The organism is Ekhidna sp. (assembly GCF_965247405.1).
GTDB lineage: Bacteria > Bacteroidota > Bacteroidia > Cytophagales > Cyclobacteriaceae > Ekhidna.
Genome location: NZ_OZ252014.1, coordinates 2,910,240 through 2,937,221 on the forward strand (window position 1 = coordinate 2,910,240; position 26,982 = coordinate 2,937,221).

At 41.9% G+C, this 26,982-nt stretch carries 32 protein-coding genes; 16 read left to right on the top strand and 16 right to left on the bottom strand.

The window, feature by feature from the left end; genetic code table 11:
• The first annotated feature begins 114 nt into the window (after positions 1-114).
• The 5 genes from ACP14Y_RS13325 to ACP14Y_RS13345 all read left to right on the top strand — a co-directional run bounded on the left by ACP14Y_RS13325 (position 115) and on the right by ACP14Y_RS13345 (position 7,975).
• Positions 115-1,644, top strand: a complete 1,530-nt coding sequence (locus ACP14Y_RS13325; protein ID WP_424963428.1) for a hypothetical protein — start codon at positions 115-117, stop codon at positions 1,642-1,644.
• 280 nt (positions 1,645-1,924) lie between these two features.
• Positions 1,925-5,284: a methylmalonyl-CoA mutase family protein gene (locus ACP14Y_RS13330; protein ID WP_424963429.1), complete on the top strand. Its 3,360-nt coding sequence runs from the start codon at positions 1,925-1,927 to the stop codon at positions 5,282-5,284.
• Positions 5,285-5,359: 75 nt separating this feature from the next.
• Positions 5,360-5,749 carry a hypothetical protein gene (locus ACP14Y_RS13335; RefSeq protein WP_424963430.1) on the top strand — a complete coding sequence of 130 codons (390 nt, stop codon included), beginning with the start codon at positions 5,360-5,362 and terminating at the stop codon, positions 5,747-5,749.
• A gap of 86 nt (positions 5,750-5,835) precedes the next feature.
• Positions 5,836-6,618: a hypothetical protein gene (locus ACP14Y_RS13340; protein ID WP_424963431.1), complete on the top strand. Its 783-nt coding sequence runs from the start codon at positions 5,836-5,838 to the stop codon at positions 6,616-6,618.
• Between the two features lie 136 nt (positions 6,619-6,754).
• Positions 6,755-7,975, top strand: a complete 1,221-nt coding sequence (locus tag ACP14Y_RS13345; RefSeq protein ID WP_349564585.1) for an NAD(P)/FAD-dependent oxidoreductase — start codon at positions 6,755-6,757, stop codon at positions 7,973-7,975.
• Positions 7,976-8,015: 40 nt separating this feature from the next.
• Here ACP14Y_RS13345 and ACP14Y_RS13350 read toward each other — a convergent pair whose 3' ends face one another.
• The gene (locus ACP14Y_RS13350) at positions 8,016-8,780 is read right to left on the bottom strand and encodes a class I SAM-dependent methyltransferase (protein ID WP_424963432.1); all 765 of its coding nucleotides are present in this window, start codon (positions 8,778-8,780) and stop codon (positions 8,016-8,018) included.
• 84 nt (positions 8,781-8,864) lie between these two features.
• Here ACP14Y_RS13350 and ACP14Y_RS13355 point away from each other — a divergent pair, with 84 nt between their 5' ends.
• The 3 genes from ACP14Y_RS13355 to ACP14Y_RS13365 are packed head-to-tail and all read left to right on the top strand — an operon-like array spanning position 8,865 to position 10,641.
• Entirely contained in the window at positions 8,865-9,275 is a 411-nt protein-coding gene (locus ACP14Y_RS13355; protein ID WP_424963433.1) for a hypothetical protein, read from the top strand.
• A gap of 20 nt (positions 9,276-9,295) precedes the next feature.
• Positions 9,296-10,054 (top strand): hypothetical protein, encoded by a 759-nt coding sequence (locus tag ACP14Y_RS13360; protein ID WP_424963434.1) that lies wholly within the window; start codon positions 9,296-9,298, stop codon positions 10,052-10,054.
• Between the two features lie 2 nt (positions 10,055-10,056).
• Positions 10,057-10,641: an acyl-CoA thioesterase gene (locus tag ACP14Y_RS13365; RefSeq protein ID WP_424963435.1), complete on the top strand. Its 585-nt coding sequence runs from the start codon at positions 10,057-10,059 to the stop codon at positions 10,639-10,641.
• On the opposite strand, the gene ACP14Y_RS13370 is transcribed toward ACP14Y_RS13365, so the two are convergent.
• The 4 genes from ACP14Y_RS13370 to ACP14Y_RS13385 all read right to left on the bottom strand — a co-directional run bounded on the left by ACP14Y_RS13370 (position 10,616) and on the right by ACP14Y_RS13385 (position 13,286).
• Positions 10,616-10,909, bottom strand: coding sequence for a hypothetical protein (locus ACP14Y_RS13370; protein WP_424963436.1), 294 nt, complete (start codon positions 10,907-10,909; stop codon positions 10,616-10,618). The two genes, ACP14Y_RS13365 and ACP14Y_RS13370, sit on opposite strands and share 26 nt — an antisense overlap.
• Before the next feature lie 114 nt (positions 10,910-11,023).
• Positions 11,024-12,208, bottom strand: a complete 1,185-nt coding sequence (locus ACP14Y_RS13375) for a J domain-containing protein (protein ID WP_424963437.1) — start codon at positions 12,206-12,208, stop codon at positions 11,024-11,026.
• Between the two features lie 46 nt (positions 12,209-12,254).
• Positions 12,255-12,620, bottom strand: coding sequence for a fluoride efflux transporter FluC (locus ACP14Y_RS13380; RefSeq protein WP_424963438.1), 366 nt, complete (start codon positions 12,618-12,620; stop codon positions 12,255-12,257).
• Between the two features lie 87 nt (positions 12,621-12,707).
• Positions 12,708-13,286 (bottom strand): ACP phosphodiesterase, encoded by a 579-nt coding sequence (locus ACP14Y_RS13385; protein ID WP_424963439.1) that lies wholly within the window; start codon positions 13,284-13,286, stop codon positions 12,708-12,710.
• A 149-nt stretch (positions 13,287-13,435) separates the two neighbouring features.
• Between ACP14Y_RS13385 and ACP14Y_RS13390 the strand changes: the two genes are divergently transcribed.
• The 4 genes from ACP14Y_RS13390 to ACP14Y_RS13405 all read left to right on the top strand — a co-directional run bounded on the left by ACP14Y_RS13390 (position 13,436) and on the right by ACP14Y_RS13405 (position 16,332).
• Complete coding sequence (locus ACP14Y_RS13390; RefSeq protein ID WP_349564568.1) at positions 13,436-13,810, top strand: TerB family tellurite resistance protein; 375 nt, start codon at positions 13,436-13,438, stop codon at positions 13,808-13,810.
• The gene (locus tag ACP14Y_RS13395) at positions 13,807-14,229 is read left to right on the top strand and encodes a YybH family protein (RefSeq protein WP_424963440.1); all 423 of its coding nucleotides are present in this window, start codon (positions 13,807-13,809) and stop codon (positions 14,227-14,229) included. Before ACP14Y_RS13390 ends, ACP14Y_RS13395 begins: the two co-directional genes overlap by 4 nt.
• An 86-nt stretch (positions 14,230-14,315) precedes the next feature.
• Entirely contained in the window at positions 14,316-14,765 is a 450-nt protein-coding gene (locus tag ACP14Y_RS13400) for a CBS domain-containing protein (RefSeq protein ID WP_349564564.1), read from the top strand.
• Positions 14,766-14,814: 49 nt separating this feature from the next.
• Entirely contained in the window at positions 14,815-16,332 is a 1,518-nt protein-coding gene (locus ACP14Y_RS13405; protein ID WP_424963441.1) for a serine hydrolase, read from the top strand.
• Between the two features lie 44 nt (positions 16,333-16,376).
• Here ACP14Y_RS13405 and ACP14Y_RS13410 read toward each other — a convergent pair whose 3' ends face one another.
• Genes ACP14Y_RS13410 through ACP14Y_RS13420 form a run of 3 tightly spaced genes read right to left on the bottom strand, consistent with a single transcriptional unit; the run spans position 16,377 to position 18,844 of the window.
• Positions 16,377-16,952 (bottom strand): YdeI/OmpD-associated family protein, encoded by a 576-nt coding sequence (locus tag ACP14Y_RS13410; protein WP_424963442.1) that lies wholly within the window; start codon positions 16,950-16,952, stop codon positions 16,377-16,379.
• 1 nt (position 16,953) lies between these two features.
• Positions 16,954-17,370, bottom strand: a complete 417-nt coding sequence (locus ACP14Y_RS13415) for a hypothetical protein (protein ID WP_424963443.1) — start codon at positions 17,368-17,370, stop codon at positions 16,954-16,956.
• A gap of 55 nt (positions 17,371-17,425) precedes the next feature.
• Entirely contained in the window at positions 17,426-18,844 is a 1,419-nt protein-coding gene (locus ACP14Y_RS13420; protein WP_424963444.1) for a DUF5689 domain-containing protein, read from the bottom strand.
• 248 nt (positions 18,845-19,092) lie between these two features.
• Between ACP14Y_RS13420 and ACP14Y_RS13425 the strand changes: the two genes are divergently transcribed.
• The 4 genes from ACP14Y_RS13425 (at position 19,093) to ACP14Y_RS13440 (ending at position 21,055) form a co-directional block, all read left to right on the top strand.
• Entirely contained in the window at positions 19,093-19,440 is a 348-nt protein-coding gene (locus ACP14Y_RS13425) for a PadR family transcriptional regulator (protein ID WP_424963445.1), read from the top strand.
• On the top strand, positions 19,437-20,048 hold the full coding sequence (locus ACP14Y_RS13430; protein WP_424963446.1) for a hypothetical protein: 612 nt from the start codon (positions 19,437-19,439) through the stop codon (positions 20,046-20,048). The genes ACP14Y_RS13425 and ACP14Y_RS13430 overlap by 4 nt, the downstream gene beginning before the upstream one ends.
• Before the next feature lie 78 nt (positions 20,049-20,126).
• Positions 20,127-20,540, top strand: a complete 414-nt coding sequence (locus ACP14Y_RS13435; RefSeq protein WP_424963447.1) for a secondary thiamine-phosphate synthase enzyme YjbQ — start codon at positions 20,127-20,129, stop codon at positions 20,538-20,540.
• Positions 20,541-20,644: 104 nt separating this feature from the next.
• Positions 20,645-21,055, top strand: a complete 411-nt coding sequence (locus ACP14Y_RS13440) for a CBS domain-containing protein (RefSeq protein ID WP_424963448.1) — start codon at positions 20,645-20,647, stop codon at positions 21,053-21,055.
• Here ACP14Y_RS13440 and ACP14Y_RS13445 read toward each other — a convergent pair.
• The 8 genes from ACP14Y_RS13445 to ACP14Y_RS13480 form a co-directional block, all read right to left on the bottom strand.
• Positions 21,052-21,198 (bottom strand): DUF2256 domain-containing protein, encoded by a 147-nt coding sequence (locus ACP14Y_RS13445; protein WP_424964440.1) that lies wholly within the window; start codon positions 21,196-21,198, stop codon positions 21,052-21,054. The genes ACP14Y_RS13440 and ACP14Y_RS13445 overlap by 4 nt on opposite strands.
• Complete coding sequence (locus tag ACP14Y_RS13450; RefSeq protein ID WP_424963449.1) at positions 21,185-21,820, bottom strand: flavin reductase family protein; 636 nt, start codon at positions 21,818-21,820, stop codon at positions 21,185-21,187. Before ACP14Y_RS13450 ends, ACP14Y_RS13445 begins: the two co-directional genes overlap by 14 nt.
• A 447-nt stretch (positions 21,821-22,267) precedes the next feature.
• Positions 22,268-23,752: a deoxyribodipyrimidine photo-lyase/cryptochrome family protein gene (locus ACP14Y_RS13455; RefSeq protein WP_424963450.1), complete on the bottom strand. Its 1,485-nt coding sequence runs from the start codon at positions 23,750-23,752 to the stop codon at positions 22,268-22,270.
• Positions 23,704-24,813, bottom strand: coding sequence for an FAD-binding domain-containing protein (locus ACP14Y_RS13460; RefSeq protein WP_424963451.1), 1,110 nt, complete (start codon positions 24,811-24,813; stop codon positions 23,704-23,706). Before ACP14Y_RS13460 ends, ACP14Y_RS13455 begins: the two co-directional genes overlap by 49 nt.
• Positions 24,813-25,088, bottom strand: coding sequence for a TIGR03643 family protein (locus ACP14Y_RS13465; protein ID WP_424963452.1), 276 nt, complete (start codon positions 25,086-25,088; stop codon positions 24,813-24,815). Before ACP14Y_RS13465 ends, ACP14Y_RS13460 begins: the two co-directional genes overlap by 1 nt.
• Before the next feature lie 197 nt (positions 25,089-25,285).
• Positions 25,286-25,768: a flavin reductase gene (locus ACP14Y_RS13470; RefSeq protein WP_424963453.1), complete on the bottom strand. Its 483-nt coding sequence runs from the start codon at positions 25,766-25,768 to the stop codon at positions 25,286-25,288.
• The gene (locus ACP14Y_RS13475) at positions 25,768-25,926 is read right to left on the bottom strand and encodes a Lacal_2735 family protein (protein WP_424963454.1); all 159 of its coding nucleotides are present in this window, start codon (positions 25,924-25,926) and stop codon (positions 25,768-25,770) included. The genes ACP14Y_RS13470 and ACP14Y_RS13475 overlap by 1 nt, the downstream gene beginning before the upstream one ends.
• 35 nt (positions 25,927-25,961) lie before the next feature.
• Positions 25,962-26,972, bottom strand: a complete 1,011-nt coding sequence (locus tag ACP14Y_RS13480; RefSeq protein ID WP_424963455.1) for a helix-turn-helix domain-containing protein — start codon at positions 26,970-26,972, stop codon at positions 25,962-25,964.
• Positions 26,973-26,982: the final 10 nt, after the last annotated feature.

Consider the following 26,982-nt stretch of genomic DNA (forward strand, 5'->3'; position numbering starts at 1 on the left):
TAATTAATTTTAAAGTTTTGCTAGCTTAGTGCACTTTACATCTAATAGTATAGTAGATCCCCTGCTATATGGACTTTAATAATATTCAATAATACGTTTGTAATTGTGCTTTCAATGAAATATTTAGCCTTATTAATAGTAATCTTATCTTCTATTCTCTCTGCTAGTTCGCAAACTATAAAAGAGTATGATATCGAACTCCATGATGAATTTAAGACTAAAATAGGAAGATTAGATCAATATGTTGCTAGCAATGAAGCAGGTCATTTTTTCATCTATTCGAAAGGATTTGGAAGCAATGTTTCGACTTCTCTAGTCAGGTTTAACAATAACTTAATTCCCACTAATGAAGAAATAATCCTAAATGAAGATGAAGAGGAGTCTTTAGGAATAATTGAAATCGATAATAGCTATTTGAGCATTACAGCAAAGGATTCAAAGTTATCTCGCAATTTTTTTGTAAAATCAATTGATCTCGAAAAACTTAAAGTAGAGTTCGAAAAAGAAATTATTAGTCTTTCAGCTGATGATTTAAACATAAATAAATCGTATGTGAGATTTATTATAGCCGAAGACAAGAAGTCAATTGGATTACTTTATTCGATCCCATCAAAATCTAAAGAAAACATAAAATACGGTTTAATAACTTTCGATAATAAATTCAATAAACTTCATGAATTTTTTTATGAGTTCCCCAAAACCAAAGGGTCATTCGCTATTCTTGATGCTACACTTCTTAATGAAAATGAAGTTATTGTTCTAACTCTTCAAGAGAAGTCCGAAAATCAGGGTAAAAAATCCCCTAAATTCAGCCATTCTATAATGTCCTTAAAGAAAGGAAATATTCAAGTTCTGGAAAATATTGAAAAGGAGAATAAATGGATTAATGGACTTGAGTTAATTATTAAAGATTCTTTAATCAATGTATTAGGGTTTTACTCCAATATTGATGACCAATCTGCTCATGGCACATTTTTTTTTCAAATTGACAGGCTAGACTCATTACGAAATTTTTATAAGCTCGAACCATTCCAACAAAATTTACTCGATGAGCACAAAGCAATAATTAATGAAAAGCAAGAGGTTTTAGAAAAGATAACAGGGCAAAATGAATTATCTAATTACAGACCTAAAAGCATTCTAACTTACAAAGATGGATCTATCTTATTGATTGCGGAGCAATTAGAAATAACACCTACATTATACTCCACCATTTTCTCGTATCATAATTTGATTTTAATTTATTTTGATAATCTTGGAGATATTGCTTGGAGTAAAATGATCAAAAAGGATAATTCAATTGTTGATCAATATGATTACTCAAGCTTTTTAGTAGCGAATGATTATGAAGATTATTTTTTAATATATAATGGAACAAGTAAAAACTTAAATTTAGGTGATCCTAGAAGATATGATGCTTTTGCAGATAAATATGCTAAGAAAAAAGATGGGTCAATTATTATAGTTGAAATACAGAAAAATGGTATTTTAAATCAAAAAGTATTAGTCGATAGAACCCAAACTAATGGCTTTAGAATCAAACCCAGATTTTGCGTAAATATTAGAGAAGGTGAGTTTTTACTTTTTAGCGGTAAGCCGTCACGAGTAAAAGATCAAAGATTTATAACATTAAAAATACGATAGTATTGCTAATTTTCTCTGAAAGAAATACGGAAGCATCCTAAACGAGGCGGAAGGCGGTCCTCTTGCAGGGCTTGTTTACATTTATTTATACACGCTTGACTTCTATCTGTCCCAACTTCGCATCCTAATCCATAAATCTCATTTCCACATTCCTCCAAACAAAACCCAACCATTCATTCTTTATCCCCAAATGATATTTAATCAACTTAGCGTTTGAACCAAATCCCTCCAAATCACCTTCATTTTCAGTAAATTTGTTGTCCCAAAATTTTGAAGCGACATGACCCAGGAAGTAGAGATATACAAACCCAAGAATCACATTCGGATCGTTACAGCGGCCTCCCTTTTTGACGGACACGATGCAGCGATCAACATCATGCGACGAATCATCCAGTCGACCGGCTGTGAGGTGATCCACCTGGGCCACAACCGCTCCGTGCAGGAGATCGTAGACTGTGCCATCCAGGAAGATGCGCAGGCCATCGCCATCACGTCCTATCAGGGCGGGCACGTAGAGTACTTCAAATACATGTACGACCTGCTAAAAGAGCGAGGTGCTGATATCAAGATATTTGGTGGAGGAGGGGGAACCATCCTTCCGGAAGAAATCGAAGAGCTACACAAGCATGGCATCACTCGCATCTACTCGCCGGACGATGGACGCTCTATGGGGCTGCAGGGCATGATCAATGACCTGGTGAAGCAAAGTGACTTTGCCGTAGGTGAAAATTTGAACGGACAAGTAAAAAAAATTAACACGAACGATCATGCGGCTATTGCCCGAGTGATATCAGCTGCTGAGAACTATCCGGACCAAAACCGGGAAGAGATGGAGGCTTTGCGTAAGCAGGCAGCCAATACACCTGTCCTTGGTATCACCGGAACAGGTGGAGCCGGTAAGTCGTCACTCGTAGATGAGTTGGTTCGTCGCTTCCTTGTCGACTTTAAAGACAAAAACATTGCGGTAATCTCCGTCGATCCGTCCAAGCGAAAGACAGGCGGTGCGTTGCTTGGAGACCGTATTCGGATGAACGCTATTTTCAATGAGCGTGTGTACATGCGTTCGTTGGCTACTCGCCAGTCAAACCTGGCACTATCCAAATATGTACAGGATGCCATTGACATTGTAAAAGCAGCGGGTTTTGATCTGATCATTCTGGAAACATCAGGTATTGGTCAGTCGGATACTGAAATTACCGATCACTCGGATGCATCGCTTTATGTGATGACGCCAGAATACGGTGCAGCTACCCAGCTGGAGAAAATCGACATGCTGGACTTTGCGGACATGATCGCCCTCAACAAGTTTGACAAGCGTGGCGCATTGGATGCACTCAGAGATGTGAAAAAGCAATACCAGCGTAACCATCAGCTCTGGGATGCGAAAGAAGAGGACCTTCCGGTGTTTGGGACCATCGCCTCACAGTTCAATGATCCGGGCATGAATAAGCTTTACCTGTCGTTGATGAACCTCATTGCGGAGAAAACCGATACGGATTTGAAGTCATCGTTTGCCAGCACGGATGAGATGAGTGAGAAGGTATTCATCATTCCGCCAAAAAGAACGAGATACCTCTCTGAAATCACCGAGACCATTCGTGGCTACAATGAGAAAGCCTTTGAGCAGAAAGAAGTAGCGCAGAAGCTGTACAGCTTGGAGAAATCGGGCGAGATTCTAAAAGATCAGAAAGACGCTTTGGCAGCTATTGATAAAGCAAAAGAAGAGCTGAAGCTGGATCTTGATCCGCACAACTTAAAACTTTTGGAAGAGTGGGATGCAAAGAAAGCCAACTATGAAGGAGAGGAGTATAGCTACGAAGTACGAGGCAAAGAAATTAAAGTAGAGACAACCACTGAAACACTTTCACATACGAAAGTGCCAAAGGTATCCCTGCCAAAGTATGAAGGATGGGGAGATATCCTGCACTGGAGTTTGCAGGAAAACGTACCAGGTGAGTTTCCATTCACCGCAGGAGTGTTCCCATTCAAGCGTAAAGGCGAAGATCCAACGCGAATGTTTGCCGGAGAGGGTGGGCCGGAGCGTACCAATAAGCGATTTCATTATGTATCGCATGGACTTCCTGCAGCAAGACTTTCCACTGCATTTGATTCGGTAACGCTCTACGGAGAAGACCCGGATTACCGTCCGGATATCTATGGAAAGATCGGAAACTCAGGTGTGAGCATTTGCTGCCTGGACGATGCGAAGAAATTATACTCAGGCTTTGACCTATGTGATCCAACCACTTCTGTATCCATGACCATTAATGGTCCTGCTGCGACGATCTGTGCATTCTTTATGAATGCTGCCATCGATCAGCAGTGTGAAAAGTACATCACAGAAAATGGGATGGAAGCAGAGGTCAATAAGAAGATTGACAAGATTTATAAGGATCGTGGAGTAGCCAGACCTACCTACAAAGGCGACCTGCCAGAAGGACACAATGGACTGGGCTTGATGTTGCTGGGCGTAACCGGTGATCAGGTATTGCCTGCTGATGTGTACCAGGAAATGAAGGTGAAGGCGCTTTCTTCTGTTCGAGGAACCGTGCAGGCGGATATCTTGAAAGAGGATCAGGCACAGAATACCTGTATTTTCTCGACAGAGTTTTCTCTGAGACTGATGGGTGACGTACAGCAGTACTTCATTGATAATAATGTCAGAAACTTCTACTCGGTTTCTATTTCAGGTTATCACATAGCTGAAGCTGGAGCAAACCCGATTACGCAACTTGCATTTACATTGGCAAATGGATTTACATTCGTTGAGTACTACCTGTCAAGGGGTATGGACATCAATGCATTCGCGCCAAACCTTTCGTTCTTCTTCTCTAATGGGGTAGACGCGGAATATGCGGTGATCGGGCGCGTGGCACGAAGAATCTGGTCGAAGGCGATGAAGCTTAAGTATGGTGCAAACGAACGTGCGCAGAAGCTGAAGTACCACATTCAGACTTCCGGTCGTTCGCTACACGCTCAAGAGATCGACTTCAATGATATACGGACCACACTTCAGGCGCTTTATGCAATCTACGACAACTGTAACTCGCTGCATACGAACGCGTATGACGAGGCGATTACCACACCAACCGAAGGCTCTGTGAGACGCGCCATGGCCATCCAGTTGATCATCAACAAGGAGCTTGGTTTGGCTAAGAATGAAAACCCAATGCAGGGGTCGTTCATTACTGAAGAGCTGACGGATTTAGTAGAGGAAGCCGTAATGATGGAATTTGATCGCATCACGGAACGAGGAGGTGTACTTGGCGCGATGGAGAGCATGTACCAGCGCGGTAAAATTCAGGAAGAGTCCTTGTATTACGAGACCAAGAAGCATACAGGCGAACTTCCGATTATTGGGGTGAATACATTCCTGTCTTCTAAAGGCTCACCAACCATCATCCCTGATGAGGTGATCCGTGCTACGAAGGATGAGAAGGAGCAGCAAATTGCAAACCTCAATGCCTTGAAAGAGGGGAATGAAGGCAAAGCTGATGAGATGCTAAGCAAACTTCAGGATACAGCGCTGAAAAATGAAAATACGTTTGCTACGCTTATGGAGGCGACCAAGTATTGCTCGTTGGGTCAGATTACCCATGCGATGTTTGAGGTGGGTGGCCAGTACAGACGAAATATGTAAGGGGAACTACTATCCGACTATCCTGGTCGGAGTGATTAGAGTTTGAGATGATGACCATTTTGTGTAAATTATTACGTGCGTTGGTTCGTATTATTTCTTTTTTCACTTTGCTCATGCACTGCTTACAATCATAGACTCACTGCAGATGAGGTGACACTTTCAGAGCTGGAAGAAATCAATATTAATGATAAGGTGCTCCTTGTATTAAGAGAAGAAATTGATGAGAAGACGTATCTGAGAGGTAGGTTTGAGTCAGTCAATGATGATACAATTTCTATTAGGGTGAAAAGAAAAGGTGCTGATCAGACGATTCGAACACCAATATCCAACATAAGAAAAATTAAGTTCGATGAGAATGTTCCTGCAACAGTATTAAAGGCAACATTTGGAATTGCTGGTTCCGTATTTGCAGTGGCATTTATTTCATTCTTAATGAATCCGAATCTGGGTGTTAGTGGATTCTGATCTAACCATTCCTAATAGTAGTTTTATTTGATTCGGGTACTTGCAACAATTTAAAAGTACCCGTATCAATGCTAGTTTTGCGCGTCATGAGGATTTTTATCTGTGTTCTATTCACTTTATATATTTTACCCGCTTTCACTCAGATTCTTAAAGTAGACAAAGGATTCCTCGCTACTGACTCTGCCAATTACTTCACGGGGGTTGTTGATGCTACGTTTGCTATCAACAACCGTAGCTCTACCGTAGATCAGCAGAATATATATGTTGGGGTGAACAACAACGTGGATCTGGTTTACATCGCTGAGCGATCTGCAACGGTGCTTATCAGCGGATTGAATTACTTCAAAATTGGTGACGGACCACTTATTTATAATGGATCAGCTCACTTACGACAAGTATTGAGACGTACTGCCCCATTGACACCAGAGTTTTTTGTACAGGGACAATTTGATGAGTCCAGGAACATGGAGTTGAGGATTCTATATGGTGGTGGTCTGCGCTGGAATATCCTTCAAAAGAGTCATTCACTTTTTGCAGGCGTAGGCATTTTTAGGGAGAATGAGCGGTGGAACGGGCCAGAGCAGGAGATCAATAAGGAGTTGTGGAAACTAAATTCGTATCTGAGTGCAGACGTGAAATTAACTGAGTCCATCTGTATAAATGCAATCGTGTATTTTCAGTCCGGGCATGATGGGGCCATTGATGCCTTCCGAAACCGACTAAGCGGTCAGTTGGAATTTAAAAACGCACTCACAGATAAATTCAAGTTAAAAATGACCTCCAATTTCCTATTGGATGATAAGCCAATCATCCCACTCAATGAGTTTATTTATGAGGTTTATTTCGGAGTGGAGTATAGCTTCAATTAGAATTTGTCTCATCTCTGACAAACCCATTCCAAACCGGGCTTATGTAGTAAAACGTCATAGGCTGCTATGATGAATGTCATGTTGCTAAAGGCACCTCAATTCTAGTTTTGGTTTAGAAAATTTAAATACCAAAGTCATGAAAAACATCGTGGTACTCGGAAGCAATTTTGCAGGATTCACCTCCGCAATACAGCTGGCCAAAAAATTGAAAAGAAAAAGAGAAGAGTACAAGGTAGTGGTGATTTCTCCTACCCATGACTTTCTCTATGTCCCATCCCTCATATGGGTTCCTTTCGGAAGACGTGAAGTAAAAGACATAAAGTTTGACCTGCGCGATATCTTTCAGAAAAACAATATTGAATTCATTCAAAAAGCAGCGGATCGGGTCGATCCTGACGTGAATAAAGTATATCTGGATGATGATCAGGAGATTGCCTATGATTATCTGGTTATTGCCACAGGAGTCTCTATGAATTTTGATGTAGTAGATGGTCTAAGACCTGATGACAATAAAATTCACAACATTGTTATTCCTAAGTTGGCTATGAAAACACGGGAGGCTTTTGAAAAGCTGGTGGAAGATCCAGGCCCGGTGATTGTTGGAGCCACGCAGGGAGCCAGCTGTATGGGTGCTGCTTACGAGTATTTGTTCAACATGGACAAAGAGCTAAGACGCCATAAAGTCAGAAATAAAGTAAAGTTGTATTGGATCACACCGGAACCATACCTTGGTAACTTCGGGATTGATGGAATGCCAGGAGGTGAAGGTATGCTCAAAATGTTCATGAAGCTTTACAACATTGAGTATATCATAGATGCCAGCATTGATCGCATCGATGAGGACAAGATTCACCTAAAGGACGGAACAGTCTTGCCTTACAAAATGGCCATGTTGATGCCGCCATTCGAAGGGGCACAGGTCATGAAGGACAGTCCTAAGCTTGTAGATGAGAAGGGATTTGTGGAAACGAAAGCTTCTTATCAGCATGTGAAATATGATAATGTATTTGCGGCTGGATTGGCTGTGAAAGTAGCTCCAAACTTTAAGATCGAAAATACACCATTTGGAGTGCCTAAAACGGGATATCCAAGTGATGTCACAGGAAAGATTGTTGCAAAAAACATCGTGAGGTTAATAAAAGGAAAAGAAAAGCTGATAGAGAAAGAGTGGGGTAAAATCCCTGCTATTTGTATCATGGATGCCGGTCACAAAGAAGTTTATTTATTAGCCAATCATTTATTCAAGCCGCGTCAGTTCGCTATTCTACTTCCAAACATCTTTAATGATTTTGGTAAAGTATTACTAGAGAAGTATTTCATGTGGAAGAACAGACACGGATATGCGTGGCTTCCATAAGTGAAGATGCTTGTTTGATTTGAGGTGATTTTTTAAGGTGCTATTTAACCACCTTATAGATCACCTCTTTTTCTGGTAGAGCAAACTTGGTTTTTTCTTCCAGACTTATTTCATCAATTAGACGCTCTTCTACCACCTGAAAGCCAGATTCGCCCAGTCGGGCACCATAGTCTTCACCATACATCCGCACATGATCATCCTGGCCGAAAGCTTTTTCGCGTTCCTTCGGGTCAATGATGGTTTTATCCTCGTAGGTAGTCTTTGGTAGCGGATAGAAAAATGGTACTTGTAGGATTGCCCATCCACCGGGTTTTAGGACTCTATGCATCTCTCGCAAAGCTTTTTTATCATCATCCACGTGCTCCAGTACATGATTGCAGAATATGATATCAATAGAATTGTCCTCGAAAGGAATTTCATGAATGTCCATCTTCACCTTAGCTAGTGGTGATTCTATGTCTCCTGTGATGTATTCCAGGTTTTCCAGTGCATCAAAACGGCTCATGAAGCATAGTTCAGGTGCCACATGAAGCATTTTTGCTTCCTTCGTGAAAAAGTCTGTTTTTCGTTTAAGGTAAAGCCAGATCAGCCTGTGACGCTCCAGTGCCAGGCATTTGGGACATAGTGCATTGCTTCGGGATTTTCGTCCATATGGGAGGAATTTTCGGAAGCGTGACTCGCACACGGGACATTCCACTTTGTTGCCACGATAGAAAACCGCAATCACTCTCAATGCTACATGACTAAAGAGCTGTAGGTATTTTCTTGGTATTTTTCTAAGGAAAAAAGAGATTAAAAACTTCACGTTCCGCCAATTTTGCCCCGCAAGTTATTTATTCACCTCACTACCAGCAATCATTGCTGAAAATTTCTCTATTTTGGTTTTCGTATGATACGATCGCTTACTTTCATAATAACACTTTTGCTCAGTTTGAGTTGCCTGGCTCAAAAGGTAAAACCTGTGGAAGAGGAGCTCCCGTCGGAAAATCTGGAGATGCGAAAAGACTCTAACAAGCGATCCAATAGGCCAAAAAGAAAAAATCTGAGTTTAATCTACGTACCTAATGCGGACAATATTCTATATGGCAACCCATGCGTGACTGAGGCAACCCATAAAATGGGGTTTGAGTACATCGTAGAGCCTACGAATCTACCCGGCAGCAAAACATGGAAGGGTAAATTTTTGAATAACCTCTGGGTAAAGACTAAATTAGTAGTAACACGATCACCATTTTGGAAGCTCATTCTGAATAAGAAAATTAAAAAGTGTCGTAAGATGAGCGGAGATTTGGTGGGCTAACTGGCACCTAAAATCACGTAATGACAAACCTAACCCGACAGGCAAACAAGGCAATAGTTGTCGTATTTGCACTTTTATTCTCCTGCGCCAATATTACTGAAGAGATTTACCTCAACGCCGATGGAAGTGGGCAGTATCTGGTTTATACCGATGCTGTAAGTACCACCCGGACCATGATGATGGGCATGATGAGCAGCATCTATCCGGATGCTTCAGAGGATAGTTTGATGCAGGTGGTGGATGCCCAGCTTTGGGAGCAGTTTCCCGCAGAGGTGGACAGCATTATTGATTTTTCATCGAGGGTGCCGGACAGCATTAAGAATGATCCTGACAAGAAAAAGTACCTGGACAATATGGAAATGTTTATGAAAGGCAGCAAAGCAGAGGGCTATCTCAACTCAGGAATGAAATATAGCTTCTCAAGTGTGGAGGAGCTACAAGGCTTCAATGACTTTATGAGTGAAAATCAAAATGCTACGAGTGGACAAATGCAGATGGATCTTCCACAGATGGAGGTAAGCTATACATATGATGGGAGCACTTTTTCAAGGACAGCCAATATGGGCGATAGCTTTGAGATGAGCGACTCCACTATGATGGTGCTGGGTTCTTTGTTGCAAGAATCAAAATCCCGTCTCATCCTTCATCTACCTCGAAAAGCGAAGGATGTTTCTACAGATCAATTGGTCGGAAAAACCGGAAAGGATGTGACCTATGAATTTGACCTGATCAAGGTCATGACCGGGGAGCAATCAACGGATATTAAAGTGAAATTTTAGCCATGGATCCACGTACCGTCCAGTTTTCTCGTACGAAGCTCACAGAGCTGATGATACCTTCTTTCGCCAATTTTGGAGGTAAAGTACATGGAGGCCTTATTCTGTCACTGATGGATAAGGTGGCTTATGCTGTGGCCAGCAAGCATGCAGGAACATACTGTGTGACTGTCACTGTGGATGGCGTTGAATTTTTGCAGCCTGTGGAGGTGGGAGAACTACTCACACTTGATGCAGCAGTTCATTACGTAGGAAATTCTTCGCTAGTAGTAGGTATCAAAGTCACCTCTGAAAATGTAAAGACCAACGAAGTAAAACACACGAATAATAGCTACTTCACGATGGTGGCAAAAGGAGAAGACGGAAAACCTACTAAGGTGCCTGAGTTGATTTTGGAAGACATCACGGAGATGCGACGATTTGTAGATGCCATAAAGCGGATGAAGGTGAAAAAGGAAGCAAACGCCAAAATGCAGAAGGAACATGATGAGTTTATCATGGTCGATGATATGGAAATGTTAAAGGATCAGCGTTGCAAAATTGAATTCAAAGTTGATGATGACTTCAACGATCTTTTTTCCGATACATAAATTTCAGGCCCGACCAGTTTTCATCTACTGCACAGACTTTTACATCCACCAGTCCGCCGTTTAAACCGAACTCCCTGACGATGTTACCGTTGAGGTCAGTTTCCATTTTAGATGATCCTTTCGGCCAGGAAACCCAGAGGGTTCCATCTTTTTTAAGGGACTCCTTCCAGTTGTTCCAGCCGTTTTTCAATTCATCCAGTTTTGTAATAAAAACATGTTCAAAATCATAGGGAGGAGCGTTGAGATCATCATCCCAAGTGGTTTCCATTGGCGTGTACTCAAGCAACTCAAAGTAATTTTCTGGGGAGTTACATAAGAAACAATGATAACCTTCTTTGATATTCAGTTTTTTCCAGAGTGGATTTTTAGAATAGCCAGCCATTTATCTGCAATAATTCGGTGATACTCCTTGCCAGTTTCTATCCTTTGCTCCACCATACTCAATACATGCCTGATTTTGTCTACCCAATTCTTCGTAGGCCTGCGCACTGGTGACATATGACACGGCACTATCTGGCCAGACATACTTATTCCAGTCTGCGGCTTTTATGGCCATTTCATAATCTTCCAGGCGGTAATACATATCAGCAAGGTTGCTGTAAAGGTAGAAGTGAGATTTTGGAAGGTATTTCTCATTAATTACGAGTGCATAGCCATCTCCATAAAAGCGCTTATATCGCTTTATAGCCAGTCGATGTGCTGTGAGCAATCGGTCCAATGCCTCATTCAGGTTTTTCCGCTCATCACGCTCGATTTCAGCAATTTTCACCAAAGACCCAATAAGCTCGTAATCACTAACCAGGAAACCTTCTAGTATTTCAATGGCCATGTCCGGTTGGTTGTTTTGCCTATAAGATTCTGCCAGTTTTTGTTTCAGCTCATAATAGGGAAGGTCAGGAGCAAACTCCTGAACCAGCTCATAAAGTGTGATTGCTTTTACATAGTTTTTAGCTCTGTAGGCAATATCTCCTTTTTTTATGATTTGATCCAGCATGGTGCTTTTGAAGATTTTCATGTCTCGTTCTTCCGTTCGGAAAAATTTCAAGGAAGTCATGATCTCAAAAGCCTTTTTGTATTTCCCCTCCTCAAAGAGTTGTTTAGCTTCCATGTAGGTGGAGCGTCTTTCCGCTAGTCTTTTTTCCAGCAGATGGTCATCATAGCTTCGTTTGATCCACACTCCGGTCATCACCAAAAGGGCAATCAAAAAAGTAATGCCAAAGGCATAAGCTGTAGCAATTGCATTTTGTCTGTAGTCTATCCGTCCACTGGCATACCTTCTGCGCGCTTGATTTTTCCAGGTGTTAGCGCTAGGAGGCTGATATGTGTAGGGTCTCTCCTGGCTTTGAGAAAACTGCCGATATTTTAACTTGAGGTCAAATCGTGCTTTTTCATACTCGTCGGAAAGGATCTGATGTGCGACATTGATCTCTTTAAACTTTTCCTCCATTTCGGGCCTTCCGGGATGTTTGTCCGGATGGTATTTTACTGCGAGTCGCTTAAATGCCGATTTGATTTCAGCCGGAGTAGCATCCTCAGAAAGGCCGAGTACATGATAGTAATTGGTCATCTGAAATGGTTAAGTAGCCTATATAACGAAGATAATGAAAGAAAGATTATGCTTTATTCATGAGGTAAAATCCAGCAAGGCAAATAACCAATCCTCCAACCATACTCACAGAGGCATAGAGAATAAACTGAACGATCAACCCATCACGAATCAACTTCAGTCCATCCAGAGCAAAAGTGGAAAAGGTAGTGAACCCACCACAAAGACCAGCGATCAAAAAAAGGCCGGTTTGGTTGCTTAATTTTATCAATCCACCACTCAGCAAACCAATCAAAAGGCAGCCAACAAGGTTTACGACTAAAGTTCCGGAGTAGGGTTTATCGGAATAGTACTTAGCCGTAGACAGGTACACCGCGTACCGCGCAGCACTTCCAATAAAACCTCCCAGACCAACGATCAGAATATCTTTCATGTGTTAGGATTAAATATTATTACCACATGGTATTTGCATGAATTTTTCAGACGTACGAATTAGCCTCTCAAGCCAATCATGCTCATTTTATTCTTCAAAGTTGCTCACATGTGTTTGCAATTCTGGGAAAAACTGATTGAATTCGGCCTCAAAGTCAGAATAATTCTCCTTTAATGCATTTGATGCATGCTCCATCTTACTGTCAAACTTTGTGCGTTTGCTCATTCCGGTAAGTGCACGGTCAATGCCCTCGATGTACTGATAGTTATATAACCAGTTATCTTGAGACATGTAGCTAAGCATCCGAACCACGCCTTTTGGGATCATTTCCAGGTACTTATTCATCAGCTGATAGAAATTTAAGGTGTATTCCATTAATGGCATATTTGAAAACTTAGACCAATCACGGGCAAGAAAATGATCGTAAAAGACATCTACGATAACTGGTGCATAATGCCTGAATTTTTCTCTCAATCGAATTTTGCTTTGAAGAACAATATCGTTTGTATCAGTAAAATAATCAATGCTACGGTGCAGCCTGATCCCTTTTTGCACTTGCTCAGGGTATTTGTTTAACTGAGCTCCTTTCACGAAATCTCCGATAAAGTTTCCTACCAAAACCTCTTCATTATTACCACTTAAATATAAATGAGCAAGAAAATTCATCTGATGCTCAAGATATACAGGAAATATTATAGTTTGAGATTAACGTGGGTGGCTTTACTTTTGTGAAGCACTCATAAAACAGTAGCGAACTCAAAAAGTAAAAGATCATCGCAAATAATTTTCCAAATATTGTCCGTTCACATTTGAATATGCTGGTGCAACTGGCTCGAGTAGATGGTGTGGTTGTTCAGGAAGAGATCGACCTGATTAAAGAGATTGGAAAAGCAAACGGTCTTTCCAATGAAGAAATCAGTGAGTCGTTTGAAGACCCATCCGTTATTGAAGGATTGGAAACATTAAATGATGATCAGCGCTACGATTATCTGTACAATGTGGTTCAGCTTATGAAAATAGATGGCCGCATTTACAAAGAAGAAATAAAGTATTGTGCTAAAATCGCAAGTAGGCTGGGCTATGATGAGGATGTACTCAGGGAGCTCATGTTGAAAATTTACAGCGATCCACATATTACCACAGACAAAGAATCGTTAAAAGCAAAGATTCAAACGTATCTGCGGAAATGAGATTCCTTGCTTTTCTTCCACTAATCATACTTTCATTTTTTACCTATTCTCAGAATCCAGACGAAGTTGCAATCAGAGAGGTGCTGGCCCAGCAGGAGGAATGTTGGAATGCAGGAGATCTTGAGTGTTTCATGGAGGGATATTGGAAGTCAGATCAGCTGGTATTCATTGGTAGCCAGGGGGTGACCTATGGCTGGCAGCAAACTTTGAATAACTATAAAAAATCCTACCCTGATAAAGCTACGATGGGTCAGCTAACGTTTAACCTGATTATTGTAGAGCCTTTGAGCGAAGACTTTTGGACGGTGATTGGGAAATGGAGTTTGAAACGTAAAAGTGATAATCCCCATGGCCATTTCTCTCTTATTTTCAGGAGGCTAGGAAACGAGTGGGTGATTGTTTCGGATCATTCCAGCTAATCTTTAAGCATACTAAATTTTGCTTTTTAGAGTTTTTTGAGTAGATTCTATTCTACTTAATCATTTAAATTCAGCTAAATATGGTAATGAGCTACAGAGGGGCAGAAGCTCCAAAAACACAGGAATCACAAGCACTTAAAGTAGAAGACTACATGGCAAGGAAGCTTATCACTTTTAAGCCGGAGCAACCCATGCACGAGGTGGTGGAAACTTTGATGAAGCACAAGATTTCAGGTGGTCCTGTAGTAGATGATCATGGACAGCTTGTTGGTGTGATTTCTGAAGGTGACTGTCTGAAAGAAGTGGTGAAAGGAAAGTATGACAACATGCCAATATTCACTGGATTAGTTGCTGAGCATATGGCCAAAAATGTGGTTACCGTCAATCCAGGACTGAACATTTTCGAAGCTGCCAAGATGTTTCTTGAAAAAAGACTCAGACGCTTTCCTGTTGTCCACGAGGGGAAACTCATCGGCCAGATCAGTCAGAAAGACATCATGAAGGCGGTGTTAAACACCAAAAGCTCAACCTGGTAGTAGCAAAGCACTTTCTTTTGTATTTTCGTTCTTCATCAAACAAAGAAGAATGAAAAAGCTACTAACCCTCTCCCTATTATTTTTATTTATATCAGGCCAGGCACAGGTTGATGTCAAGGCCATTGATACTTACATCGAACAAGCCAGAAACGACTGGAACGTGCCGGGCATGGCCGTGGCGATCGTAAAAGATGGGGAAGTGGTTTTGAGCAAGGGATATGGAGTCAAAGAGATTGGCAGAAAAGATAAAGTGGATGATAATACGCTTTTTGCAATCGCTTCAAATTCCAAGGCATTCGTAGCTTCATGCATTGCAAGATTAGCAGAAGAGGGAAAGCTTTCGTGGAAGGACAAAGTGAGAGATTACCTTCCCTATTTCACGCTTTATGGAGATGAATACATTTCTTCAATGGTTACAATTGAAGATTTGCTGTGCCATCGAGTTGGACTAGGCACATTTAGCGGAGATGTGATCTGGTACAAGTCAGAAAAAACACCGGAAGAAATCATTAAGAATGCAGCATATGTGCCTGAAGCATATGAGTTCAGGGATGGGTATGGCTATACGAATCTGATGTTTATCACTGCGGGAGAGGTTATCAGGAAAGTGACTGGTGCGACATGGGAAAGCTATGTGAAAAAGAACTTTATGGAGCCACTGGAGATGAGCAATACGGTGATCAGCATCAGCGATCTACCGGAAAACACTGCCATACCACACAAGCCTACCCTTGAAAGCGGAACAGTTCCTATCGAATGGGCAAGCTGGGATGCACCGAGTGCTGCTGGTGGGATCATTTCTTCATCCACTGATATGGCCAAATGGATGATGATGAACCTGAACGGAGGGGAGTGGGATGGTCAGCAATATATCGAAAAGGAACAGCAGAACCTATTGTGGACCCCTCACAACAATTTCAAGTTAAGTGAGCGCTCTAAAGAATCCATTCCAGGCAGACACTTTGCAGGTTATGGACTTGGCTGGAGTGTGATGGACTACCACGGTACAATGGCGGTTAGCCATGGAGGTGGATACGACGGTATGTATTCTCGAGTGATGATGGTGCCGGATTTGAAACTAGGAATAGTAGTACTAACGAATACCATGGAGGGAATTTCTACTCCGTTGACCTATTATATAGCAAACCAGTACCTGAAGAAAGACATGCGTGACTGGTCGGCAGAATACTTAGAAAGAGCGCGCTCCAGAAATGGTCACAAAGAAGATGTTGACGAAAGAAAGGCAGCACGAAAAATGGAAACCAAACCGTCTGTCGAGGAATCTGAGTTGATAGGAACTTATTACGACCCCATGTATGGTGACATCATCGTATCAAATGATGAAGGGGAGCTAAGAATAGCGTTTGAAAAGGCGCCACTACTAAGTGCTACTTTGGAGCATTGGCACTATGATACTTACGAAATTGTATGGGATAAAGAGCACGCCTGGTTTGATTTTGGAACCGTTTCTTTTGAGTTGGATAATAACCTAAAAGTAGAGGGGATCGAATTTGATGTCCCGAACGGAGACATCTTTTTCCATGAGTTGCATCCGAAGAAGAAATAAGAAAGTGTTAGGGTTTAGAACCCTAACAGGGCTAACTAGTAAAACTACTTCGCCCACTTCAATGGCGGTATTTTCTCTTCTTTAGCAGAGCATTCGATCAATGTAGCTAGCCTGTTTTCTCGTGTTTCTTCACGTTTGGCACTCATCACCCAATGGATGGATTGCTTTTGGTAGGAGGGTGCTAATTTTTTTGTAAAAAAGGTCCATGCTGCTTTATTGGATTTCAATTGCTTTTGAAAGTCGGGACTGAGCTTGACTTTTTTCTGTTCAAACGATGCTTTGCCTGAGTTCTTAGGGTCTCTTTTAGCATAGGCCGCTAAGCCAACTGGTGTCACAAGATTTGCTTTCTTAAGCTCCTCAATTCGCTTGATGTTGACATTACTCCAGTGGCTATTGGACTTTCTGGGTGTAAACCGAATCTGGTACGCTTCTTCGTCAATGCGCTTTCTAATTCCATCGATCCATCCAAAACAAAGCGCCTGATCTACGGATTCAGGCCAGGAGATACTTGGTTTGTGCGTTGCTTTTTTATAATAGCCTACCCACAACTCCGTTTCTTTTTCATGATTTTCTTCCAACCATTTTCTGAAGTCATCCGGAGTAGGGAAAAAGGTAGCCATCTTAAAAAGGCAAAAGATCTGGTTCCACAAATTCTTTCCTGGCACGTTTATCAGCAAAAACATTGAAACCGTAATGCTGTCCTAAGATGTCTTTGAAATTGGTGAGCAAGCGAGGAAACTCCTGACTAAAATCTTTGAAATTATCGGATTTAGCCTTCTGCATGAAATGATGCATGGTTTTAACTGATGCGATAGTTACTGTCACGTTGAACTTGTCATATGCACCAAGCGATTCAGCAAACCCTTTAATCTGGTCGCACATGTTTTTTTCTGCTTGATCTGGTCCGTATTTCTGAATATGAATGTAAGCCAGCCTCAGATGGGCCTCATGAGAAAACAGTCCCGGTTTTAACTTATAGGATTCAAAAACTTTCTCATATTCATCGTCCGTGTATTGCCAGTGATCTTTGATGCGCATCACGCAAAAATACAAATGAATAAAAATGCCACGGCAGGTTCTGTGGCTTTCGTTGTTAGAAACTTAAATCGTATAAGCTGGTCATATGCAGGTGATTCCAGCTACCCGCTACCCCTGTTATTGTGAATGTACCTGTAGGCAGAATTTCCTGACTAAAGGTGGCTCGATCATATGTGGTGACAATGGCATTTCGATTGTTTTCACCAACTGATAATACATGTGAACCTTCCCATACCCTGAATCCGTCAGCTTGAGGGAAAAAAGCGTTTTTGATTTTCACTAATTGTCCAGCGTATGTACCACTTATTAAATCATCGAGTGTGATTTCAACAGGTTGAACCATAACGTTTTCTCCGAGTAAAGTGCCTAACCTGTCTTCTACTCCTAGCATGGCTTTTTGCCCGTTTACTTCATGGCCAGTGGCATTCTTAAGATTAAGTCTCACCTTTTGACCAACAGACAATAGGTTATCAAGAACAAAGCTTATTAAGATACCTCCGGTCTGATCTTGTATATATATGAATTCATCCGTTGGAACATTATCAGTGCTGGTAACAACACCCTCTATGAAATAATCCGAAGGAAAATACCAATTACCTTGATGCTCAGAAAAGTATGCTTTAAGTTCTGCGATAGTGTGAGCTTCAGTGTTGTTTGCATCATCCTCATCAACTGTCAATAAGAAATCAAACTCGCTTCCTTGTTTCAACCCTTCACTCCAGTTGCTAATAGTAAACATCAGTTCTGCGTTTGTATTAACGATGTTATTATTTATTGGATAGAATTTTAACAGTTTAAAGGTTTCACCAGCCTCAAATACAATAGGAATCAGGAAGTCAATCATTTGCGGATCTGTATTAAAGTCCACACCGTATTCATAATCATTTGAAGGTGCAACTGCTATTTCTACGAGTTGTTGAATGGCAGAAGCCTTTTCAAGTGAGAGTTCAATTGCATATCCATCTACTGCAGATTCAGACACTGATGCTTTTCGAGTACTAAAGTTGACTGCAATTGATTCCGTCTCCACCGGGTTTTCATCTTCATCATTATCCTCTATTGATATGATCGCTTTGCTTTGTCCTAGTTCAAATCCATCTGACGGATTTTGAAGGACCATTGTTAATGATTTGGAACCGGTGTTTACCTCATCATTAATCGGTAGAATCAGAAACATTGCTTCATCCTCACCTTCATCCAGAGATAACATCAATACTCCGTTTTCAAGCTCTGGTATTACAATGTAATGATCTGGGGTGTTAGCAGTACCACTAAACACCACCTCCAATGTCCCGTCTTCTTTAGAAGGCTCATCCAATACTACGGTAACAACCAGCGCGTCATCAGCCTCATTTAGATATAATGTGCTGCTTTTAAATGCCACTGTGGTCTTTTCAACCACAAATCCAGGATCATCGCCGGAACATCCAAGAACCAGCAATAATATAATTATTGAGAAAATCTTTGTTTTCATAGCTCATCAGAGACAAACTGATGCCGTCTTAGCAAACGAAATGCCAGTTGTGTGGAACCCTCAAATTTTATTTTTTAGAGGGGAGTATGTTTTGCTAATGTCCAATCATGGACAAAGCATGCTAAAAATGTGATCATTTTTGATCATAAATCACCTTTCCATTCACTTAAAAGATGATTCTGATTTTTATACATCAAATAATGAGGTATTTATTAGTAATATATCAATAATTGATGTATTGTTGTGTTATGTATTCGAAAGAACTCTTAAAAGGAACCCTGGAAGTGATCGTATTACAAGTGCTTTCTGAGAAAGGCAAGATGTACGGATACGAGCTTTCACAGATGGTGAAGGAAAAGACCGATGGCAAGATCCATCTTAAGGATGGATCACTGTATCCGGCACTGCATAAAATGACGAAGGATGGAATTCTCACTTTTGAGGAGGTAAGTATCGGAAAGCGTATACGCAAGTATTACAAGCTTACCGCTAAGGGGGAGGAGCAAAAGGAGACCTTGCTTGATGAAATGCGGGACTTCATCAAAACGATTGAAAAAGTGATTTTCAGTGACTTAAAAACATCGTCAGCCATATGATTGATGAAGAATACGAAGATCGAATCATAGCGGAGGTTGAAAGTAGCTCCATTAAAAATCAAGCACTAAAGGACGACTTGATTGATCACTTCTGCTGCCTGGTGGAAATTGAGATGGAAAGAGGTCTTCAATTCGAAAAAGCTCTGGAAAAAGCCTATCTGCAAACCGCACCGCATGGGCTGGATGAAATACAACAAGAAACTATTTTTTTATTCAATTACTCAAAAATCATGTTTATGAAACGACTAATGTATGTAGTAGGCTATCTGTTCACAGTGACATGGATAGCTGGAATTGCTTTTAAATTATTGCATCTTTCGGGTGCAGGTGTTTTAATGGGACTAGGAGCAATAGGTGTTTCTTGTGTTTTTATCCCATTATTTCTGATCAATCGCTACAAATTGATAGCTCGGGAAGTTTTATCTGAAAAACTGAAATGGATAGTAGGTACGATTTCGATTGCTTTAATTGTTGCAGCGGTTACATTTAAAATGCTCCACTTACCTGGTGCAGGGGTGATGCTAGGTGTGAGCTTCTTGCTATTTGGCATTGGCTTCTTACCATTCCTATTCTTTCGGATGTACAAAAAATCAGTAAATGAACTCTGAGGTCAAGGACTAAAAACTCAGAATAAAGAGGCTGTCCGAACATTCGGATGGCCTTTTTTTGTTTTTTAGCTTTACTGCATGCTTCAACAATTAGAAATCACGCTACGCCCATATTCACGAGGATTTCATTTAATCACGAATGAAGTTTTGAGTCAGGTAAATCTGACAGGGATCGATACAGGATTGATACATGTATTTATCAAACACACTTCCGCCAGTATTACCATCAATGAAAATGCAGACCCTACCGTGCGCACTGATTTCGAAAGTCACTTCAATGCCTCAGTTCCCGAAAATGCTCCGTATTACCAACACACGTATGAGGGGCCGGATGATATGCCTGCTCACTTAAAAGCAAGTACCTTAGGATGCTCAGTTACAATCCCTATTACTAACGGCCAACTAAACCTTGGAACCTGGCAAGGCATTTATTTGGGTGAGCATCGGGATCATGGGGGTAGTCGTAAACTGGTGATAACGATTTATTCATAAGGTTGCACAAAATACAATTGATATAAATCATATGGGTGATTGATGATGCCCATAGAGGAAAGTATGCATTGTGCCCATCTTCGTTGTGATAAAACGAACATGTTATGAAAACGAGACTGATTTCTGAAATAATGACAAAACAAGTTCATCACATAGACATCAATGACCCTGTGATCAATACACGCAACCTGATGGATAAATACGAAATCCATCATTTACCGGTAATGGAAAATGGAAAGTTGGTTGGTATGCTTAGCGCAAATGATTTGAATCGAGTGCAATACTTGTGTGATTTTATTGGCGAAAAACTGGAAGAAAGCACAGTTTTTAAGTCGCTTTCGATTGAGGAATTGATGACGGAAAAAGTCCAATCCCTTACAACGAATGCTACAATAGAGGAGGCTGCCCAGGTATTCAGCAATGCTTCTTTTCAGTCATTGCCAATATTAGAGAAGGATGAGTTGGTAGGTATTGTGACTACAAAAGATGTATTTGCTGCCTTTTTGGAGAATTAGTGACCGGATTTAGTCCTCCTACACCTCTCGCTGCAATATTTCACTTCATCCCACACCTTCTCCCATTTCTTGCGCCAGGTAAAGGGCTTGCCGCAGGTCGCACAGATCTTGGTCGGTAGGTGGGGTTTCTTATGTGCCAAAATCAGGAATTTCGTTTGGGCGGGCGTAGGGGAAGGAGGCCACCGGAGCAAGGGAGTAATAGGTGTTCAATCCGGAGATGCCTGCTGTGTTAAACAGAGACAGATCGATGTAGCCTTTGTCGTCCACGGAAGCATCAGGGATGATGAGCTCTTCAATCTCTCCAATGATCATGATGGTGTCATTCACTTGGATGGGAAGCTCATCCACTAGCTTCAATCCGATCTTCAGGTGGCACTCTTTCACAAAAGGAGCCTGAAAGCCGTTGATGTATTCTTCAGTCAGTCCGCACTGCTCAAATTCAGAGGTGTCCCGGTCTACTTTGGCAGAGGTATAATGGGCCTTGTCAGCAATGGCAGTCGGGATGTGATTGATGGTGTAGTAGCCGGTTTCTTTGATGTTTTCGTATGTGTGTCGGGGCACTTCTCCTGTCGGTCGGGTGATGAATCCCAGCAAGGCGGGGTTGCTCCCCAGGTGTAAGACACTGCTGAAGATGGCCACATTGGTCTGGCCGTCTTTGGATTTGGTGCCGATCAGGTTGGCGGGCTTTATCCCTGAAACGGAGTTGATGATGTTGAGACGCTTCTTGCGCTCCATGTGTTCTATATCTGATTTTGTCAAGTGCATGTGAGTAAGACTAAAATGGAGGAGGAATGTTTACGTTTTTAGTGTCATTTCGAGAGCAGCTAGAAATCTTTACAAAATTGTGTGCAGGGTGATGTAAAGAACTGTCCTCCCCCTAACCCCCTCCGGAGGGGGACAGGAGCAGCATTGACAAATGCGGCAGACTCTTCATTATTATCGCCACTGCGAGTGAGGAACGAACGAAGCAGTCTCATCATGAGATCGCCTTTCCGTCTACAGGCGGGTAGAGACTCAAGACGCTTAAGTTAAGGTCACTCCAGAATGGAGTCTTTTCATTGTATCATGCGTACTTTTTTGTAATTCATAGATTCCATTCTGGAATAGCTCTTTAGCTTAAAAGAGTAAACCTTGACTTAAGCATGCAGAGACAATACGCGAGAGGGAGAACTGCCCATCCTCCCCCCAACCCCCTCCAGAGGGGGAGAAAGATCATGGATTCCTTCTCCCGACCCTCGTATGTTTGGCTAAAATGCGTTTGCTGTCATCCTTAACCGCCTGGTTCTTGCGATGACCCCAGATTTTATTTCGAGCGTGCTTACCACTCTCTTTAAGATCCACGATCGGTTCCGGGTAATCTTTCCCGACCTGAACTCCACTGAAGGCCTGCTCCATGTCTGTCATCAGCCACGGTTCATGAATGTGCTCGGTGGGCACGTCAGCCAGCTCCGGCACCCATTTTTTGATAAATGTACCCTCGGGATCATGATCATACCCTTGCTTTACCGGATTGTAAATTCGGACCGTATTGATGCCAGTAGTTCCTGCCTGCATCTGGAATTGCGGATAGTGAATTCCCGGCTCATAATCCAAAAATTGTTGTGCGAGATGGTAAACACCATCTCGCCAGTCCTGATCCAGGTGATGGCAGAGAAAAGACACCATCATGGCTCGCATCCGGAAGTTGATCCAGCCGGTCTCCGTGACACAGCGCATGCAGGCATCCACCATCGGGAAGCCGGTCGTTCCTGTCTTCCATGCGTGCAATTTGTCCGTATCGCTCTCATGGGGTAGCAACTCATACCCGCGGTTGATGCAGGTGTGCTCATACTCGCATTCTTGTTCAAACTTTTGAATGAAGTGACAATGCCATTTCAAGCGTGTCAGAAACGCACCGAATGGCCGTTTGTTGGAAGCAAAATTCTTGTGGTACTTCACATGCTGATAAGCTTGCTTGATGCTCAGATTACCCCATGCCAAGTAGGGTGAAATTCGTCCTCCGGAGTTTCGGCTTTCGGCTGGTTTGGAGATGTGTTTGTTGTAATTGAATCCGCGATCGTTGGCAAACGATCGCAGGTATCGCCAAGCATTGTGCTCTCCTGCCGGCTGGAAAATATCAGGATATTCTTCCAACTGCTTTTGGTAATCAGCAGGAAGCTGAAATGGATGATCAGGAGTAGAAATCTCAGAAGGTGAGTAGCTGTTTTCAATCACCGGTTGCGACATGGTAATAAACCAGTTTTTGTCCCAGCCATTTCGGTTGGTGATGCCACGCACAATCCCATCCCGCTGGAACTCTTTCCACAGTATGCCTTCTTCATGAAAGAATCTGGCTACTTCTTTGTCTCTTATCCAGGTGCGTTCAACACCTGTCTCGTTATGCGAAAAGACCGATTGGATGTTGAATGTGTTGGCCAGGTATTTGAAAACATCCAGTGCCTGACCGAAGAATATGGTAACACTTCGGTTGAAGGGCTTTAGTGTTTCATTAAGAGCCTTGATCGAATGATAGACAAACTGCTGGTGTCTTAAAGAATTATCAGGATGATTAATCATCGATGGCTCGAAAATGTAGATCGGCAGGTACGACAAGCCATCCTTTTCGGCAACCTGAAAAGCCGCATGGTCTTGTGACCGAAGGTCTCGCTTTAGCCAAACAATGTTTGCTGATTCCATTCCTTCAGTTCCTTTTGACATTTCTTCCAAAAAGCGAAGAATGAGCGGTAATAACCTGTCACACTAAACATCCAGTCCCTGGGCTCTTCCAGCCCACTGTAGTTATTAAGTGGATGCTCTTTGAAGGTCACATCGTTGATGGAATACTCCTCTATTAATTCATCATATTCTCCAACAAAGACCTGAATGTCTTCAATGTTTTTCGCTAAGCCCTTCATGAAATCAATGGAGTTTTGAGAGACAGGATATTTCTCAAAAACACTTGGCTCCAAGAGCAAGACTCGGTTTGCATCCTTGTATTGATGCCAGGTCGGATCCAGGTTGTAGAAATTGTAAATAAGGGTCGGCTTCTTGAGATCAATCGAAAGGTCTTCCGATTTAGGAAGTGGTGTATTCAGCTTAGGACTAATGGTTTCTTTGAGTACCCCCGGAATGTCCATGTTTTCAAATTCACTGTAGTCGACATCCAGGAATGTACCCTTTTGTCGAGTGTAGCAATATTTGTTAATGTTGCCCTGATTTGCGTAGTACTCCTTGCCTGCGTTAGCTCCGGACACCCATTGCCAACTCAGTGCGTTGCTGGCCCAATCACCATCGAGTAGGTGGTAGTACATCCATCGTGCAGGCACCCACCAGTGGCTTTTACCTACATTACAGGCGATGCTCGCGATGTACATGCGGACATGATTATGTAAATAACCTGTCTCGTAGTATTCGTTGATGGCATCATCAATGGCTTTGATTCCGGTTTGTGCATCAATTAGTGCTTTGGGCATTTCATGATTTTGCACATTGGGCTGTTCCCTTCTCAGATCTGAGTTGATCTCATCGCTCTTGGCTACCCAGACTTGCTGCCAGTAGTCACGCCAGGCAAGCTCCTGAATGAATTTCTCAATTTTCTTTGAGTCATATCCTCTGACCATCACGGATTGGAATACTTGCTTTGTTGAGATGACCCCTCGAGAAATATAAGGTGACAACTTGGTGACTGCCCCATCGATGAAGTTTCGGGTCTTACCATAATCGATCGGATCAATGGCTTCAATCTGATCTAAAATGTCCTGATAATCGGTGCTAAACATTATCGCTTGCTGATTTTATTAAAACTGATTTGCTTCTGTCTGGAGGATTGGAAGCGGGTCATGTCATCTGGCTGTTTCCTCAGGTGCTTTTGGCTAGGGCCGGAATTGACACGTTTGCGCCATAGGTTGAAACTACTTCGCCTCAGCTCCGATCGCATGAGTTTGATCACCTCTTTTTCCGGAAGGCCGAATTGAAATTCGATCGCTTCAAAGGGTGTTCGATCCTCCCAAGCCATTTCTATGATTCTGTTTCTATCTCGTTCGTTTAATTCCATAATCTCACTTTCTTGTCATTTCGACCACAGGGAGAAATCTTCAAGACTCAGCATAATAATAACCGTCGAAAGTCTCAAAAGTGTCATTCTGAACGAATGTGAAGAATCTTTAAACTTTTTAATCCCTGGATATCAAATGTTCGAGATTCTTCGTTCCTCAGAATGACAGATTTACTAAAAGCTTTTGAGACACCATCTTAAAGAATAATCCCGGCTTCAATCAAATCCTGAAACATTAAGATGTTGTCTTCTGAATTTGTTTTGGATTTCACCACTTCAAACCAAAACAGTTCGTGATCACCCTGGACATTTTTTCTGCCCTTCATTTCCAGCTTCAGATAACCACACGCTCCATCCAGCACTTCATGACCGCTCCATTTGGATATCAGTTCTTTTGAAGCAAGCTGGTCTGCTTTATTGATTTGTTTTCCACTTTTCTTACCCAAAAGATTAACCAGGCTTTGATGGTCCTGATGGAGAATCTGAAGTACACTACCACGTCCCTTTTCAAGGTTTTCAAACGTCTTGGTGGAATAATCCACCGCCACCATGAAAAGCTTTGGTTTCATGCTCACAGCTGTGACATAGGTGCAGATGTTCATATTTACCTGGTCGTCTGCATAGGTCGCCAGGCTGTAAACAGGCATGTCAACAATATTCCAGGGTCGTTTTACACCCATCAGAGTGCATCTATTTCTTTCAGCACTTTGTCAGCTTCTGCTGCTTTTTCGTCACTGGCCTTTCTGTTTGTTTTTGAAAGGGTGTACGATTCTTTCATCAGCTTCTCATATTTCTTCTGAAGCTTTTCTTTCGGAGTTGTTCTACTAAATAATCCCATGCTCAATAAACCAACAAAGGATCAAGATGTTGGAACTAAGCGCTTTTTTGCATGTGTTCGTCTCTAAATTCTCCAGGAGAGGTGCCTACTAGCTTCTTAAAGTTATTGTAGAAAGAGACTTTATTCCTGAAGCCTACTTCCTCACCGATGGCCTCTAGTTTTAAGTGACCAGATGCTTTATTTTGGAGTTTTTCTTTGGCTTCCATGATCCTGAATTCGTTGATTAGTGAAGTGAAAGATTTGTCAGAAAAGGCGTTCAGCGCCTGGGAAATACGATATTTTGGTACTCCGATTTTTTCAGCAAACAAGGAGAGGTTGAAATTCGGATCCCGATAATATTTATTTTGATTTAAGACTTCATTGATTTTTTCTACCAGGTGATCCCCGTCCTCTTTAGTTAAACTGCTTGTAGAATACTTTGGTCTTACCTTGTCCTTAAGAAATGAAAACTCGCTAAAGTAGGTGATGCCGTACGTTAAGATTACGAATCCCCCGCAGATGATATAATCTAGCCTCAGCGTATAAAAGCCAACCATTAAAGAGATTTTGTATGCCAGCAGCCCTAGCGTAAATGCCGCATATGGTATTAGGAAAAGTGGGTTAACTTCTTCCGATCGATGGGTTTTGAAGATTGGAATCCCATAGACTATGAATAGTAGGATGTTCGAAAAAATGAGCACATGTCCAACGTTGGCCTGAAAGTCCTGAGAAGCACCAAACATGTGTGTGCTGAAGAAAACTAGAGTAAATACGATAGGTATGAAGAAGTGAAATTTCAGGTTAGCTTGCCTTGCTTTTGAGTTGATGAAATAATAGAAGCAAAACGGCATAAGCCATGAACCTATGTTCCCCAGCCATATTAGAACAAGTGGAAGGTCAATGGCCTGTGACCAGAAATTGACATAGTAGAGAATAGTTATGGAAAACAGCAATAAGTAAATCCCAAGGAATCGCTTTTGCAGGCTTTGTTTGCCAACAAGGAATGCTATTGATAGAAGTATTCCATGAATAGCTGCAGCTAAAAAAAGAATAAGTTCCCAGCTCATATTTGGTTAT

Coding starts and splice junctions, on each gene's coding strand:
- ACP14Y_RS13325 (WP_424963428.1), top strand. CDS start 115: ATGAAATATTTAGCCTTATTAATAGTAATCTTATCTTCTATTCTCTCT.
- ACP14Y_RS13330 (WP_424963429.1), top strand. CDS start 1,925: ATGACCCAGGAAGTAGAGATATACAAACCCAAGAATCACATTCGGATC.
- ACP14Y_RS13340 (WP_424963431.1), top strand. CDS start 5,836: ATGAGGATTTTTATCTGTGTTCTATTCACTTTATATATTTTACCCGCT.
- ACP14Y_RS13345 (WP_349564585.1), top strand. CDS start 6,755: ATGAAAAACATCGTGGTACTCGGAAGCAATTTTGCAGGATTCACCTCC.
- ACP14Y_RS13355 (WP_424963433.1), top strand. CDS start 8,865: ATGATACGATCGCTTACTTTCATAATAACACTTTTGCTCAGTTTGAGT.
- ACP14Y_RS13360 (WP_424963434.1), top strand. CDS start 9,296: ATGACAAACCTAACCCGACAGGCAAACAAGGCAATAGTTGTCGTATTT.
- ACP14Y_RS13365 (WP_424963435.1), top strand. CDS start 10,057: ATGGATCCACGTACCGTCCAGTTTTCTCGTACGAAGCTCACAGAGCTG.
- ACP14Y_RS13370 (WP_424963436.1), bottom strand. CDS start 10,909: ATGGAAACCACTTGGGATGATGATCTCAACGCTCCTCCCTATGATTTT.
- ACP14Y_RS13375 (WP_424963437.1), bottom strand. CDS start 12,208: ATGACCAATTACTATCATGTACTCGGCCTTTCTGAGGATGCTACTCCG.
- ACP14Y_RS13380 (WP_424963438.1), bottom strand. CDS start 12,620: ATGAAAGATATTCTGATCGTTGGTCTGGGAGGTTTTATTGGAAGTGCT.
- ACP14Y_RS13385 (WP_424963439.1), bottom strand. CDS start 13,286: ATGAATTTTCTTGCTCATTTATATTTAAGTGGTAATAATGAAGAGGTT.
- ACP14Y_RS13390 (WP_349564568.1), top strand. CDS start 13,436: ATGCTGGTGCAACTGGCTCGAGTAGATGGTGTGGTTGTTCAGGAAGAG.
- ACP14Y_RS13395 (WP_424963440.1), top strand. CDS start 13,807: ATGAGATTCCTTGCTTTTCTTCCACTAATCATACTTTCATTTTTTACC.
- ACP14Y_RS13400 (WP_349564564.1), top strand. CDS start 14,316: ATGAGCTACAGAGGGGCAGAAGCTCCAAAAACACAGGAATCACAAGCA.
- ACP14Y_RS13405 (WP_424963441.1), top strand. CDS start 14,815: ATGAAAAAGCTACTAACCCTCTCCCTATTATTTTTATTTATATCAGGC.
- ACP14Y_RS13410 (WP_424963442.1), bottom strand. CDS start 16,952: ATGGCTACCTTTTTCCCTACTCCGGATGACTTCAGAAAATGGTTGGAA.
- ACP14Y_RS13415 (WP_424963443.1), bottom strand. CDS start 17,370: ATGCGCATCAAAGATCACTGGCAATACACGGACGATGAATATGAGAAA.
- ACP14Y_RS13420 (WP_424963444.1), bottom strand. CDS start 18,844: ATGAAAACAAAGATTTTCTCAATAATTATATTATTGCTGGTTCTTGGA.
- ACP14Y_RS13425 (WP_424963445.1), top strand. CDS start 19,093: ATGTATTCGAAAGAACTCTTAAAAGGAACCCTGGAAGTGATCGTATTA.
- ACP14Y_RS13430 (WP_424963446.1), top strand. CDS start 19,437: ATGATTGATGAAGAATACGAAGATCGAATCATAGCGGAGGTTGAAAGT.
- ACP14Y_RS13435 (WP_424963447.1), top strand. CDS start 20,127: ATGCTTCAACAATTAGAAATCACGCTACGCCCATATTCACGAGGATTT.
- ACP14Y_RS13440 (WP_424963448.1), top strand. CDS start 20,645: ATGAAAACGAGACTGATTTCTGAAATAATGACAAAACAAGTTCATCAC.
- ACP14Y_RS13450 (WP_424963449.1), bottom strand. CDS start 21,820: ATGCACTTGACAAAATCAGATATAGAACACATGGAGCGCAAGAAGCGT.
- ACP14Y_RS13455 (WP_424963450.1), bottom strand. CDS start 23,752: ATGTCAAAAGGAACTGAAGGAATGGAATCAGCAAACATTGTTTGGCTA.
- ACP14Y_RS13460 (WP_424963451.1), bottom strand. CDS start 24,813: ATGTTTAGCACCGATTATCAGGACATTTTAGATCAGATTGAAGCCATT.
- ACP14Y_RS13465 (WP_424963452.1), bottom strand. CDS start 25,088: ATGGAATTAAACGAACGAGATAGAAACAGAATCATAGAAATGGCTTGG.
- ACP14Y_RS13470 (WP_424963453.1), bottom strand. CDS start 25,768: ATGGGTGTAAAACGACCCTGGAATATTGTTGACATGCCTGTTTACAGC.
- ACP14Y_RS13475 (WP_424963454.1), bottom strand. CDS start 25,926: ATGGGATTATTTAGTAGAACAACTCCGAAAGAAAAGCTTCAGAAGAAA.
- ACP14Y_RS13480 (WP_424963455.1), bottom strand. CDS start 26,972: ATGAGCTGGGAACTTATTCTTTTTTTAGCTGCAGCTATTCATGGAATA.